This window comes from Marisediminicola sp. LYQ134, from assembly GCF_046599635.1.
Classification (GTDB): domain Bacteria; phylum Actinomycetota; class Actinomycetes; order Actinomycetales; family Microbacteriaceae; genus Marisediminicola.
On sequence record NZ_JBKIWP010000002.1, the window covers coordinates 837,313 to 850,575 of the forward strand.

Below are 13,263 nucleotides of genomic sequence, written 5' to 3' on the forward strand. Positions count from 1 at the left end.
TGACCGAGTGATCGACGAGTGCATCCACGAGCTCGATCCCGCGCTCTGCGACATCTGCAGCCCGAAGGTCGCGGCGCCGTCTGCGCCCGTCGTTCGCGCGCCGAGAGTGCAGAAGACGTCGCTGCGGTCCACCCCGTCGCTGCGCAGCGACGGAGCAACGACCGCCGGCACCGCAACCGCGGGCCGCGCGCAGAGCCGCTCGAGCGCCTCGTCCACCGGTCGCATCGCCGGAACCGCCCCCAAGCCCGTGGATGTCGCCGCCCAGCGCCTGCACCACGTGACGCACATCAGCAACCTCCCGGGCATCCTCGCGGGAGGGTCGATCGTCGCCGACATCCTCGCGACGCCGGTCGTCGACGCGTCGTCGCCCGACAACCGGTCGATCCGGAGGTTGGCGCGGGTGGCGGGAGAGGGCTCCGCGACGGTCGCCGAGCATGTTCCGTTCTCGCTCAGCCCCGACGGCACCGTGTGGACGGGCATGCGGGCCGGAAGCAACGACCCCCGCGTGAGCGACGCCGTGCGCGCCCTCCCCGCCTCGGAGTTCGTCATCCTCGTCACGACCGTCGCGCTCGTTCGGGATGCCGTCGACACCCCCCTCGTCGTCGCGGAGGGTGACGCGGCCGATCCGCGCAGCCGTTTCGCGGCGACGGAGGAGACCGCGTCGATGTTCATCGCGCGGCTCGCGCGCGACGAGACCGCCGTCCACCGCGCCGAGCTGCTCGTCGAGCACGCCGTGCCGTTCGAGGCCATCACGCTCATCGGTGTCGCGAACGATCGGGCCCGGGGTCTGGTGCGCGAGATGCTCGCCGACACCCCGCACTCACCTCGCGTGGCCGTGCACCCGCCCTGGTTCGCGGTGCCCGAAGTCGACTGAGCGGCACATGCGGCGTGATACGACCGCTGCCGCGGCACGCCGCGCTGGACCCTGTTCTCGGAACACTTGCCATACTCGGGGCATGGGGTTGTGGGAGCGCGCGCGAGATCGGTGGCGATCCCGGCGCACACCCCCGCTGCACATCGCTCTCGATGAGGGCAGCGGCCCCGTGGTCATCCTCGTGCACGGCATCGCGTCGTCGTCGGTCACCTTCGAGAAGCTGATCCCGATGATCCTCGACACCCACAGGGTCGTCGCGATCGACCTCCTCGGGTTCGGGGAGTCGGTGGCCCCCGAGTCGGCCACGTTCACGATCGAGGAGCACGTCGAGACCCTGAGCGACACGATCGATTCGCTCCGGCTGAGGCGGCCGTTCGTGCTCGTCGGGCACTCGATGGGCAGTCTCATCGCGACCCGTTACACCGCCACCCACAAGAGGCACGTGGCGAAACTGGTGCTCGTGAGCCCGCCCGTCTACGTCGACCCCGATGCGCTCGGCGACCCTGTCGAACGGGCCGCGATGGGGCTCTACCTCAAGGCCTACGAGTACCTGCGTACCAACAAGGAGTTCACGATCCGCAACGCGACGTTCCTCGCTCGGATGTCGCCCATCAAGAACGTGCTCGAGGTGAGCGAACGCAACTGGAACGCCTTCGTGCTCTCGCTCCAGCAGGCGATCGAGTCGCAGACGAGCGTGAGCGACATCGCCTCGGTGAGCATTCCCGTCGAGGTCGTCTACGGGACCCTCGACCCGTTTCTCATGCCCGGAGGGCTGCGCATCATCGAGCAGATGCGCCACGTGTCGGTGCACAAGGTCGAGGCGGGAGACCATCTCGTGCGCAAGAGGCTCGCGCGCGTGGTCGCGACCGCGATCGGGTAGTGCGATCGGCGAGCGCGATCGGCGATCGCGATCGCGTTCTGCGTCGCCCGCCGCGCCGTTAACTCCCGCGTCACCGGGGCTGGATAGACTCCCGGCGCAGCACGAGCACCAACGCTCTGGCGGAGGGGTCGTGAGGATGTCTGGGAGCACGGGGTCTGGCAGCACAGGGTCTGGCAGCACGGGTCTTCTGCTCGCCGGCGAGCGGGCTCCCGAACCGCGCACCCTCGTCGACATCCTGCGCGCGACCGCGGCCGAGAACCCCGAGGCGCCCGCGATCGCGGATGCCGAGGGCAGCGTGAGCTATCGCGAACTCGTGCGCCTCGTGCAGCACGCCGCCGTCGACCTCGTGCGTTCCGGAGTGCGGCGGGGAGACCGCGTCGGGGTTCGTGCCCCGTCGGGGCAGCGCTCGCTCTACGTGTCGATCCTCGCGATCATCTGGGCGGGGGCGAGCTACGTGCCCGTGGATGCCGACGATCCCGACGACCGCGCCGACCTCGTCTTCGGCGAAGCGGGAGTGGTCGGTGTCGTGGGCGCCGGGGGAGTGTTCGCGCGGCGGGAGGGTGCGGGCATCCCGGACGCCGCCCCCGCAGAGTCGATTCCCGCGACGACGCCGATGACCGCGGCGATCACTCTCCTCCCCGAGGTCACGCCCGCCGACGACGCGTGGGTCATCTTCACTTCGGGGTCGACGGGCGTGCCGAAGGGTGTCGCCGTCACCCACCGCTCGGCCGCGGCCCTCGTCGACGCCGAGGCGCGACTGTTCCTGCAGGGCGAACCGCTCGGACCCGGCGATCGCGTTCTCGCCGGACTGTCTGTCGCGTTCGATGCCTCGTGCGAGGAGATGTGGCTCGCGTGGCGCCACGGAGCGTGCCTCGTTCCGGCTCCGCGCTCGCTCGTGAGGTCGGGTGTCGACCTCGGCCCGTGGCTCATCGCGCACGGCATCACCGTCGTCTCGACTGTGCCGACCCTCGCCGCGCTGTGGCCCGTCGAGTCGCTCGAACTCGTGCGACTGCTCATCTTCGGCGGGGAGGCGTGCCCGATGGAGCTCGTCGAGCGCCTCGCCGTCGACGGCCGCGAAGTGTGGAACACCTACGGACCCACTGAAGCCACCGTCGTCGCGTGCGGCGCGCTCCTCGACGGCTCCGACATCGTGCGCATCGGTCTGCCCCTCGACGGCTGGGATCTCGCGGTCGTCGACGCCGACGGCCACCCTGTGGCCCCCGGCGAGGTCGGCGAGCTCATCATCGGCGGCGTCGGTCTCGCGCGCTACCTCGACCCCGCGAAGGACGCCGAGAAGTTCGCCCCCATGGAGTCGCTCGGCTGGGCTCGCGCCTACCGCTCGGGCGACCTCGTGCGCTTCGACCCCGAGGGCCTCGTGTTCCAGGGGCGTGCCGACGACCAGGTGAAGCTCGGCGGCCGCCGCATCGAGCTCGGCGAGATCGACGCCGCTCTCGCCGCACTCCCGGGTGTCGCCGGCGCCGCGACCGTCGTGCAGCGCACCCCCGCCGGAAACAGCGTTCTCGTGGGGTACCTCGCGCCGGTCGACCCGCAGTCCCGATTCGACACGGATGCCGCGACCACCCGATTGCGCGAGGTGCTCCCCGCGCCGCTCGTGCCCGTGCTCGCGGTCGTCGATTCGCTGCCCACGCGCACCTCGGGCAAGGTCGACCGCTCGGCACTGCCGTGGCCGCTGCCGTCTCCGTCGTCGGGGGGAGCGGGGGCGCACGGTGCCGGCACGGGCGACGCGGGGTCGCGCGACGACTCGGCGTCGCGATTGAGCCCGACGGCGCTGTGGATCGCCGACGCGTGGACGTCGGTGCTCGGCATCCCGGTCACGTCGCCCGACGACGACTTCTTCGCGCACGGTGGCGGGTCGCTTTCGGCCGCCCAGCTGGTGTCGGCGATCCGCGCGCGATTCCCGGAGACGACGGTCGCCGACATCTACGACCACCCGCGCATCGGCGCTCTCGCCGACGAGCTCGACGCGAGGGCGCCCGCGGTCGCCGCGCTCGAACGCACGGTCGCGCCCGTGCGTCGCCGCACGCAGATCTTCCAGACCCTCCTCGGCATCCCTCTGCACGTGCTCGCGGGTGCTCGGTGGATCGTCTACCTCCTCGCCGCCAACAACGTGCTCGCCCTCGTCGCCGACGTGCCGTGGGCTCCCACGGTGTCGTGGTGGTGGATCGTCGCGGGCTTCGTCGTACTCGTGACCCCCCTCGGGCGCATGGCGCTCGCCGTCGGGTCGGCGCGACTCCTGCTCGCGGGGGTGACCCCGGGGGAGTACCCGCGCGGGGGTCGCGTGCACTTGAGGCTGTGGCTCGCCGAACAGGTGGCGAGACTCGTCGGCGCCGTCAACATCGCCGGTGCCCCGTGGATCAGCTACTACGCGAGGGCGCTCGGTGCCACGATCGCGCCGGGCGTCGACCTGCACTCGCTGCCGCCCATCACGGGCATGCTCAAGGTCGGCGCGGGAGCCGCGATCGAGCCCGAGGTCGACCTCTCGGGCTACTGGGTCGACGGCGACACCGTGCACATCGGCCGCGTGCAGATCGGCGCGGGCGCGACGATCGGTTCGCGCAGCACCCTCATGCCCGGTGCCCGCGTCGGCAAGAACTCCGAGGTCGCGCCCGGATCGGTCGTGCACGGGCACGTGCGCGCGGGCCAGCTCTGGGCGGGGTCGCCAGCCCAGCGCATCGGCAAGGCCAAGAACGCCTGGCCCGACGAGCGACCGCCCGCGGGCAAACGGTGGCTCGCGGCGTTCGCGGCCGGATCGCTCGCCCTCTCGCTGCTGCCCGTCGTCGCCGTCTCGGGAGCCGTCGCCATCATCGGGAGCGCCGTCGTCTCCGCCCCGACCCTCGCGGCCGCGGCGCTCGCGGCCGTCGTGTGGTCGCCCGTCGCCGTCGTCGCGGCCGTCGTCGTCTACGCCGTGCTCACGGTCGCCGCCGTGCGACTGCTCGCGCTCGCGGTGCGTCCCGGCACCGTTCCTGTGCGCAGCCGCACCGGGTGGGCGGTGTGGATGACCGAGCGCTTGCTCGACTCGGCGCGCACCCTGCTCTTCCCGTTCTACGCGAGCCTCTTCACACCCGTGTGGCTGCGCTTGCTCGGCGCCCGCGTGGGGGCGGGGGTCGAAGCATCCACCGTGCTCCTCCTGCCCTCGCTCACGCGCATCGACGACGGCGCTTTCCTCGCCGACGACACGATGGTCGGCTCCTACGAACTCGGGCGAGGGTGGATGCGGGTCGACGAGACGCGCGTGGGGCGACGCGCGTTCCTCGGCAACTCGGGCATCGCCGCACCCGGTCGTGTCGTGCCGAAGAACGGTCTCGTCGCCGTGCTCTCCGCTGCCCCTCGCAAAGCGAAGTCGGGGTCGTCGTGGCTCGGCAACCCTCCCGTGAGGTTGCGTCGCGCGACCGTCGAGTTCGACGAGACGCGCACGTTCCATCCGCTCCGCAGGCTGCGCGTCGCACGCGCCCTGTGGGAGCTCGGCCGCCTCGTTCCCATCGTCGTGACCGTGATCATCGCGATCGGGGTGCTCGCGACCCTCGAGGCGCTCGTGCTCACGGTCGGTGTCGGCGGCGCCATCGCCCTCTCCGGGGCCGTGCTCCTCGCCGCGGGGGCCGTCGCCGCCGGTGTCACGACGGTCGCCAAATGGGTGCTCGTGGGGCGCATCTCGGCGCGCGAACATCCGCTCTGGTCGTCGTTCATCTGGCGCAACGAGGTGTCGGATGCCTTCGTCGAGACCGTCGCGGCGCCGTGGTTCGCCGCGCAAGCCACCGGAACCCCCGCGCTCGCCGTGTGGTTGCGCACCCTCGGGGTCACCGTGGGGCGCGGCGTCTGGGTCGAGACCTACTGGGTGCCGGAGTGCGACCTCGTCACGATCGGCGACGGCGCGACGGTCGGTCGCGGGTGCGTCGTGCAGACCCACCTCTTCCACGACCGCGTCATGGGCCTCGACTCGGTCGAGCTCGCCGCCGGGGCGACGATCGGGCCGCACAGCGTCATCCTGCCCGCCGCGCGCATCGACGACCACGCGACCGTCGGACCGGGGTCGCTCGTCATGCGCGGCGAGACCGTGCCGACCTCGAGTCGGTGGGTCGGCAACCCCATCGCGCCGTGGGCCTCCGAGCGCGCCCCGCGGGCGTGACAGACTCTGGTGTGCCCAAGCGAAATCCCCGGTCCGACGTGACCGCGCGACCCGACGACTACGTCGAGGGCAGCGGTGACAGCGGATACCGCGTGCACCACTATTCGCTCGACCTCGACTACCGTGTCGCCACGAACCGTCTCACGGGCACGGCGACGCTCGAGGCCGTCGCGCGGGGCGACATCGCGAGCATCCGACTCGATCTCGAGGGTCTCTCGGTGTCGAAGGTGCTCGTCGACGGCGCGAAACCGGCGCAGTACCGCCAGGGGGCGACGGCGGTCACGGTGACGCTCGCCGAGCCTCTCGCCACCGGCACGGCGTTCACCGTCGTCGTGCGCTACACGGGCGACCCGGCTCCCCGAGACAGCGCGTGGGGCGAGGTCGGGTGGGAGGAACTCACCGAGGGAGTGCTCGTGGCGGCGCAGCCGAACGGCGCGCCCACGTGGTTTCCGTGCAACGACGTCGTCGGCGACAAGGCGACCTATCGCATCGCGGTGACCGCCGAGTCGGAGTACACGGTCGTCGCGAACGGCTCGTGCACGTCGACCCGCAAGGTCGGCAGTCGCACGACGCGCGTGTTCGAGATGACCGAACCGATGTCGACCTACCTCGCCACGGTGCAGATCGGGGTCTACCGGCAGCTGCGCGCCCTCGACACCCCCGAGGGTTCGGCGACCGTCGTGCAGCGGTCGTATGTGCCCGGCGATCTCCTCGACGACTTCGGGGCCGACTTCGCGGCGCAACCGCACATGATGCAGCTCTTCGAGCGGATGTTCGGGCCCTACCCGTTCGCGTCGTACACGGTCGTCGTCACCGACGATGAGCTCGAGATTCCGCTCGAGGCCGGAGGCATGTCGACGTTCGGACGCAACCACGTCGACGGGCACGGAGGGTCGCAACGCCTCATCGCGCACGAGCTCGCGCACTCGTGGTTCGGCAACAGCGTGACCGCGGCGAGCTGGCGGCACATCTGGTTGCACGAGGGGTTCGCGTGCTACGCCGAGTGGCTGTGGTCCGAGCACTCCGGTGGCCCGTCGGCGCAGCGGCTCGCGACCGGGTTCTGGGCCAACCTCTCGGCCCTCGACACCGACATCGTGATCGGCGACCCCGGCCCCGACCTCATGTTCGACGACCGGCTCTACAAGCGCGGTGCCCTCACCCTGCACGCACTGCGGCTCACACTCGGCGACGACACCTTCTTCGACATGCTGCGCGCGTGGACCGGCGACCACCGCCACGGCTCGGTGACGACGGACGACTTCGTGGAGCATCTCGACCGGTTCTCTCCCGAACCCCTCGGTGACTTCGTGCGCGCGTGGGTGTTCGAGTCGGCGCTCCCGAAACTGCCGAGAGCCGGTCGCTGAGCCGACTCCCGTCGCCGGCCGGCGTCGGCGTCGTTCAGAAGAGCTCGAGCTCGAGCTCGAGTTCGAGCCCAGCCGCTCCGCCGATCGCGTCACCACCCGGTCCGACGACCGCGACGGCGCCCGCGAGGCCGTCACCCGCCGCGAAGAACCGGATGCTCGCGCCCGAGTCGGTCGTCGCCGACTCAGGATCCTCGGGCCCACCCGCTGTCACCCGCACGGTCGCGGGCTCGGTGCGCAACCCGATCCCCGCCGCCTTGAGCGCCGCCTCCTTCGCGACCCAGAGGCGTGCGCGGGCGATCCGTCCTCCCTCGGTTCGCCGCGGCCCGACCTCGGCGACCTCGAGAGGGTGCACGAGCACCGCGTCGACATCGTGGCGAGCGACGTCGGCGACGCTCTCGATGTCGACGCCGAGGCCGAGGCTCACGTCGTCGCTGGTTTCGCCGTCCGTGAGCGCAGTTCCCGTGAGAACAGCGACGGCGAGCACCCCGGCCGCACGACTCATGCTCACCGCGACACCTCGCGGACGCGAGACGAGCGGGCGACCGTGCTCGGTCGACCCGCACGTCGGGCACGAGCGAGACCACCGCACCGCCTCGCGGGGTGCGCCCGTCGCCCGAGCGATCGCGGTGGTCACGATGTCGTCGTCGTCGTCGCTGTCGCGGTCGCGGTCGCCCGGCGGGGTCAGGGTGACCCTCACGCGCCTCGCTCCGGCACGCCCCCGAGGCTGATCGCTCAGGCCGTCCACGGCAGCCGGAGCACCTCGACGGTCTCGCCTCGCGCCGCGCCGTCGGGCGGGATGACGAGAACTCCCGCGGCCTCCGCGAGCCCGCGGAGCATCGCCGACCCGGTCCACGGCGTCGCGACCGCGCCCGATCGCGCCGCCGACTCCTCGCGCGAGAGCACGTAGGGCACGAGTCGCGTCGGCCTCGACGCCGCAGGGGTCGCGGCGACATCCGCAGCGAGCTCGACGGCACCGAGCGGAGGGGTCGCGCGGCCGAGCAGACTCGCGATCACTGGTTCGAGGAGTGTCAGGACGCCCATCATCGCCGCGAGGGGGTTGCCCGGAAGGCCCACGACGAGCCGCCCGTCGGGGAGGGTCGCGAGCAGGCTCGGGCTGCCCGGCCGCATCGCGACGCGCTCGACGACGATCGTCGCGCCGAGCTCGAGCAGCGCCCCTCGGATGTGGTCGGCGGCCGACGTGCCGGTGCCTCCCGTCGTGACCACCACGTCGGCTCTCGCGGCGGCCCCGATCGCCGCGACGACGGCGTCGCGATCGTCGAGCACGCGCACTGCTCCGTCGAGGGTCGCGCCGAGCATCCCCACGACGGCGGGCAATTGCACTCCGAAACTGTCGCGCACGCGGCCCGGCGCGGGGATCCCCGCCTCGACCACCTCGTCTCCCGTGAGCACGAGGGCGACGCGCGGTTCGCGCACGACCGGCACCTCGTCGTGACCGGATGCCGCGATCACGGCGACGCGCGGAGGCGTGAGCGTCGCGCCGGCGCGGACCACCACCTCGCCCGCACGGGACTCCTCGCCCGCCGGCCGCACGTGCTTGAGTGCAGAAGGCTCGCGAGCCCCCGGCACCGCGGCGACCGTCAGCACCCCGCCGTCGACGTGGGCGAACTCGCTCTGCAGCACCCCCGTGGCCCCCTCGGGCACGAGACCGCCGGTCACGATGAGCACCGCCGTGCCGCGGTCGAGGGCGGCTTGCGAAGTGGGGTGCGCCTCCGAGCCCGGGTCGAGCACGCGCCAGGGTGGGGTGCCCGCGACAGCCCAGCCGTCCATCGCGGCCGACGCATAGTGCGGAACGTCGATGAGCGAAAGCACGTCCGACGCGAGGGTGCGCCCGACCGCGGTGGCGAGCGGCACCGTGTCGATCGCGAGAGCGGATGCTGCCGCGAACGCCGCCCACCTCGCCTCGTGCCAGGTCATCCGCGGCGGCCGTCGCGCGGCGGGGTCGCTCATTCGGGAGGGGCAGTGGCCGCGGAAGCCTGTTCGCGAGCCTGTTCGTCAGCGTGAGCCTGGGCGAGCTGCGATGCCGAGGCCGAGGCGGCTTCGACGGCCGACGCGGGCTGAAGTCGGCCGTCGGCAGCCGCGAGCCCCGCGGCGTATCCGACGAGGAAGGTCGTGAGAGGGGCGGCCGGGCGCACGACGGAGTGCGCGGCTTCACCCGCGAGCCCGAGCAGACCGTCGATGTCGACGTCGAGGTCATTCACGCCGAGTTCGGTCGCGAGGCGTTCGGTCCACTGCGCGAGGAGAGCTGCGCGCTCGTTCGGCGCGGGGCTCGTTCGTGCGTCGTCGCTCACTTTCGAGCATCCGGGGCGGTGACGCCGAGGCGTTCCGCGTCATCCCACGTGTCGACGTCGTCGGCGACGCCGTCGGTCAGGGCGACCTCGGTGAGCTCGAGGTCGCCGAGCATCCCGTGCACCGATGCCCCCGTGAGGTCGGGTCCGTGCGCTTCGACAGCCGCGGCGAGCTTCTCGGTGCTGTATGCCGCGAGAAGCCATTGGCGCCGACCGGTCGAGTCGACGGCGATCACGCCATCGGTCGACCCGGCCGCGCGGGCGGCGTCGAGCACACGCTCGACGGCGTCGGAGGCGTGCACGAGGTCGCACGCGACGACGAGTGTCAGGGCGCTCGGTTCCGATCCGAGCACGGTCAGCAGCGCCGCTCCGGCCGCGATGCCGGCGGCGGGCCCCCCGAACTCGGGTTCCTCCCGCGTGATGAGCACGCGATCAGAGAGGCGCGCCTCGAGGGGCAGGTCGGCGGCGTCCCCGACGACCGCCACGGCTCGCGCGCCCGAGCACGCGTCGACGGCGAGGTCGAGCAGGGTGCGTCCGTCGACGACGAGCCCCGACTTCGCGGTGCCGTCCAAGCGGCTGGATCGACCGCCCGCGAGCACGATCGCGTCGACGACCGGTGCTTTCTCGGCGGCAGGGCCGGCGGTCGAGGTCGAGGTCATGGGCCGGGGAGACTCCGTCGTGTCACTCACCTCCCCAGAGTAGGCGACGGCCGGGGCTCGCGACCGGCCGACGTTCTCGCGCATTCCCCGCCGAGCGCGCGACCGACCATCATCGCGAACTCTCGGCCCTCGCCGCCGTGTTACGTCACAGTTCGACGCGCAACGACATCGAATTCGGCCGATCGGGAGTGCCGCGCGATTCTGATCGTCCGCGACGACGATCCCGTCGTCTGCAGAACGAGCCGCACCACAGTCCGCAGCACGGTCCGCACCACGAACCCCAGCACAGAAGAGAGATCGACGATGTCTGAAACGCCCCGAACACCGGTCACCCCCGGAACCCCGAGAACACCCGACTCGTCGGCCCCCCGGCTCCCCGAGCGCAGAAAGAATCGCGCTCCCCTCATCGTCGGCGGTGCCCTCGCGGCAGCGGCCGGCCTCGTGGCGGCCACCCTCGTGGTCGTCAACCTCTCCGACGCGTCCTCGAGCGAAGCGGCGGCCGACGGTGCCGAACCGACCGTCGTGCGCATCGGCGTCTCCGATGAGAGCCTCCCGTACTGGGCGATCCTGCAGGAGAAGGCCGCCGACGAGAACATCACGATCGAGACCGTCAACTTCACCGACTACCTGCAGCCGAACCCCGCGCTCGCCGACGATCAGGTCGACCTCAACGCGTTCCAGCACTTGCGGTTCCTCGCCCAGCACCGGGTCGACACCGGCGACGACCTCGTGCCCATCGCGTCGACCATCATCGTGCCGCTCGGTCTCTACTCGGAGCGGTGGGAGTCGGTCGACGAGATCCCCGAGGGCGGCGAGATCGCCATCCCCAACGACCCCTCGAATCAGGCGAGAGCCCTCTTCGTGCTCGAAGCCGCGGGGCTCGTGACGCTCACGGGCGACGAGTTCGCCCCGACGCCCGCCGACATCGACACGGAAGCCTCGAGGGTGAGCGTCATCACGGTCGACGCGGCGCAGACGGCCCTCTCGCTTCCCTCGGTCGACGGATCCATCATCAACAACAACTTCGCGAAAGACGCGGACATCGATCCGAACTCGGCGATCTTCGCCGACGATCCGTCGTCTGCGGGGGCTCAGCCCTACATCAACCTCATCGTCGCGCGCGCCGACGAGGCCGACGACCCCGTGTTCGAGCGAGTGGCGGAGCTCTACCACGACCCCGAGGTGCTCGACTCGGTCGTCGAGTCGTCGGAGGGCACGGCGGTCGTCGTCGAGGGATTCTCGGTAGAGGACCTGCGCGACCTCCTCGCCGAGATCGAGACCGAGATCACCGCGGAAGGGTGACATGACAGCGATCGTCGAGTTCCGCGGCGTCACCAAATCCTTCGACACCAGACAGCAGCGCGTGCACGCCCTCCACGAGATCGATCTGACGATCGACGAAGGGGAGATCTTCGGCGTCATCGGTCGCTCGGGGGCGGGCAAGAGCACGCTCGTGCGGCTCATCAACGGCCTCGAACGGCTGAGCTCGGGCACACTGACCGTCGACGGGCACGACATCGGCTCGCTCCGCGAGCGCGACCTGCGCGCCGTGCGGCTCGAGATCGGGATGATCTTCCAGCAGTTCAACCTCTTCCGGTCCCGCACGGTCGCGGGCAACGTCGCCTACCCTCTGCGCGTCGCGGGCTGGCCGCGTGCCGACCGCGACCGGAGGGTCGCGGAGCTGCTCGACTTCGTGGGCCTCCTCGACCGGGCGCACGACTATCCCGAGCAGCTGTCGGGAGGCCAGAAGCAGACGGTGGGCATCGCGCGGGCCCTCGCGACATCCCCCCGCATCCTCCTCGCCGACGAGGCCACGAGCGCGCTCGACCCCGAGACGACCCTCGAGGTGCTGCGTCTGCTGCGCAAAGTCAATCGCGAGCTCGGCATCACGATCGTCGTCATCACCCACGAGATGGATGTCGTGCGCGCGATCGCCGACCGGGTCGCGGTCATCGAGGGTGGCCGCATCGTCGAGCAGGGCAGCGTGTTCGACATCTTCTCCGACCCGTCGACCGACATCGCCAAGCGATTCATCGGCACCGTCATCCGCAACCAGCCGGATGCCGACGATCTCGAGCGACTGCAGAGCGTGCACGAGGGGCGCATCGTGACCGTCGACATCCACGAGTCCGTGCAGATCGGGCATGTGCTCGGGCGCGCGCACGCCGACCACGGTGTCGACTTCGAGGTCGTCTTCGGGGGCATCGGCGCGATCCAGGAACGCTCGTTCGGGAGCCTGACCCTCGAACTGACGGGCCCCACCGGCGGTGTCGACGCGTTGATCGGTCACCTACGCGACCTCACGACCGTCACGGAGGTGGCACGGTGACGACCGACTGGAACCAGCTCTTCCCCCTCCTCGTCGAGAATCTCGGGATCACCCTCTACATGGTCGTCACGACGCTCATCGTCGGCGGGTTTCTCGGGCTCATCCTCGGGGTGCTGCTCTACGCGACGAGGCCCGGCCACATCCTCGCCAACGCCGTGGTCTACAACGTGCTCAACGTCGCCGTGAACATCGTCAGGCCGATCCCGTTCATCATCCTCATCGCGACCCTCGGCCCGGTCACGCGCGCGGTCGTCGGCACGCAGCTCGGACCGAACGCGGCGATCTTCGCGATGATCGTCGGCGCGACGTTCGGCATCTCGCGCATCGTCGAGCAGAACCTCGTGACGATCGACCCCGGCACGATCGAGGCGGCGCGTGCCGCGGGGGCGGGACCCCTGCGCATCATCCTCACCCTGCTCGTGCCCGAGACGCTCGCACCTCTCATCCTCGGCTACACGTTCGTGTTCATCGCGATCGTCGACATGTCGGCGATCGCAGGAGCGATCGGCGGGCGCGGGCTCGGCGACTTCGCGATCTCCTACGGCTACCAGCGGTTCAACGGAGAGGTGACGCTCGTCGTGGTCGTCGTCATCATCGTGCTCGTGCAACTCGTGCAGTTTCTCGGCAACGGTCTCGCCCGCAGGGTGCTGCGCCGCTGACGCGAAACGGTGACCGGGCAACCGCACCCTTGGTTGTGGCTGCCAGGC

Annotated in this window: 11 protein-coding genes; 7 read left to right on the forward strand and 4 right to left on the reverse strand. The window is 71.2% G+C overall.

Translation table 11 applies throughout. The features are described from left to right. Positions 1-7: 7 nt before the first annotated feature. The 4 genes from ACLHIH_RS12590 to ACLHIH_RS12605 all read left to right on the forward strand — a co-directional run bounded on the left by ACLHIH_RS12590 (position 8) and on the right by ACLHIH_RS12605 (position 7,262). A complete protein-coding gene (locus tag ACLHIH_RS12590; protein ID WP_411317168.1) occupies positions 8-874 on the forward strand; it encodes a DarT ssDNA thymidine ADP-ribosyltransferase family protein in 867 nt (288 codons plus the stop codon). Between the two features lie 82 nt (positions 875-956). Continuing rightward, positions 957-1,754 carry an alpha/beta fold hydrolase gene (locus tag ACLHIH_RS12595; RefSeq protein WP_411317169.1) on the forward strand — a complete coding sequence of 266 codons (798 nt, stop codon included), beginning with the start codon at positions 957-959 and terminating at the stop codon, positions 1,752-1,754. Positions 1,755-1,890: 136 nt separating this feature from the next. Next, positions 1,891-5,898 (forward strand): Pls/PosA family non-ribosomal peptide synthetase, encoded by a 4,008-nt coding sequence (locus ACLHIH_RS12600; RefSeq protein WP_411317170.1) that lies wholly within the window; start codon positions 1,891-1,893, stop codon positions 5,896-5,898. An 11-nt stretch (positions 5,899-5,909) separates the two neighbouring features. Further along, positions 5,910-7,262 (forward strand): M1 family metallopeptidase, encoded by a 1,353-nt coding sequence (locus ACLHIH_RS12605; protein ID WP_411317171.1) that lies wholly within the window; start codon positions 5,910-5,912, stop codon positions 7,260-7,262. A gap of 34 nt (positions 7,263-7,296) precedes the next feature. Here ACLHIH_RS12605 and ACLHIH_RS12610 read toward each other — a convergent pair whose 3' ends face one another. From ACLHIH_RS12610 to ACLHIH_RS12625, 4 genes are read right to left on the reverse strand one after another with little or no spacing between them, the layout of a single operon-like run. Beyond that, complete coding sequence (locus ACLHIH_RS12610) at positions 7,297-7,959, reverse strand: 4'-phosphopantetheinyl transferase family protein (RefSeq protein WP_411317172.1); 663 nt, start codon at positions 7,957-7,959, stop codon at positions 7,297-7,299. 35 nt (positions 7,960-7,994) lie between these two features. Beyond that, complete coding sequence (locus tag ACLHIH_RS12615) at positions 7,995-9,230, reverse strand: molybdopterin molybdotransferase MoeA (RefSeq protein ID WP_411317173.1); 1,236 nt, start codon at positions 9,228-9,230, stop codon at positions 7,995-7,997. Continuing rightward, positions 9,227-9,571: a DUF6457 domain-containing protein gene (locus tag ACLHIH_RS12620; protein ID WP_411317174.1), complete on the reverse strand. Its 345-nt coding sequence runs from the start codon at positions 9,569-9,571 to the stop codon at positions 9,227-9,229. Before ACLHIH_RS12620 ends, ACLHIH_RS12615 begins: the two co-directional genes overlap by 4 nt. Continuing rightward, a complete protein-coding gene (locus ACLHIH_RS12625) occupies positions 9,568-10,257 on the reverse strand; it encodes a molybdenum cofactor guanylyltransferase (RefSeq protein ID WP_411317175.1) in 690 nt (229 codons plus the stop codon). The genes ACLHIH_RS12620 and ACLHIH_RS12625 overlap by 4 nt, the downstream gene beginning before the upstream one ends. Before the next feature lie 273 nt (positions 10,258-10,530). On the opposite strand from ACLHIH_RS12625, the gene ACLHIH_RS12630 reads away from it, so the two are divergent. From ACLHIH_RS12630 to ACLHIH_RS12640, 3 genes are read left to right on the forward strand one after another with little or no spacing between them, the layout of a single operon-like run. Beyond that, positions 10,531-11,529, forward strand: a complete 999-nt coding sequence (locus tag ACLHIH_RS12630) for a MetQ/NlpA family ABC transporter substrate-binding protein (protein ID WP_411317176.1) — start codon at positions 10,531-10,533, stop codon at positions 11,527-11,529. A gap of 1 nt (position 11,530) precedes the next feature. Next, positions 11,531-12,556, forward strand: a complete 1,026-nt coding sequence (locus ACLHIH_RS12635) for a methionine ABC transporter ATP-binding protein (RefSeq protein ID WP_411317177.1) — start codon at positions 11,531-11,533, stop codon at positions 12,554-12,556. A gap of 59 nt (positions 12,557-12,615) precedes the next feature. Continuing rightward, positions 12,616-13,215: a methionine ABC transporter permease gene (locus tag ACLHIH_RS12640; protein WP_411317291.1), complete on the forward strand. Its 600-nt coding sequence runs from the start codon at positions 12,616-12,618 to the stop codon at positions 13,213-13,215. The last annotated feature ends 48 nt before the right edge of the window (positions 13,216-13,263 follow it).

What these genes read in the sequence shown, in the direction of transcription:
- ACLHIH_RS12615 (WP_411317173.1), bottom strand. Translation starts at nt 9,230, where the DNA reads ATGAGCGACCCCGCCGCGCGACGGCCGCCGCGGATGACCTGGCACGAG.
- ACLHIH_RS12640 (WP_411317291.1), top strand. Translation starts at nt 12,616, where the DNA reads ATGGTCGTCACGACGCTCATCGTCGGCGGGTTTCTCGGGCTCATCCTC.
- ACLHIH_RS12600 (WP_411317170.1), top strand. Translation starts at nt 1,891, where the DNA reads ATGTCTGGGAGCACGGGGTCTGGCAGCACAGGGTCTGGCAGCACGGGT.
- ACLHIH_RS12635 (WP_411317177.1), top strand. Translation starts at nt 11,531, where the DNA reads ATGACAGCGATCGTCGAGTTCCGCGGCGTCACCAAATCCTTCGACACC.
- ACLHIH_RS12595 (WP_411317169.1), top strand. Translation starts at nt 957, where the DNA reads ATGGGGTTGTGGGAGCGCGCGCGAGATCGGTGGCGATCCCGGCGCACA.
- ACLHIH_RS12630 (WP_411317176.1), top strand. Translation starts at nt 10,531, where the DNA reads ATGTCTGAAACGCCCCGAACACCGGTCACCCCCGGAACCCCGAGAACA.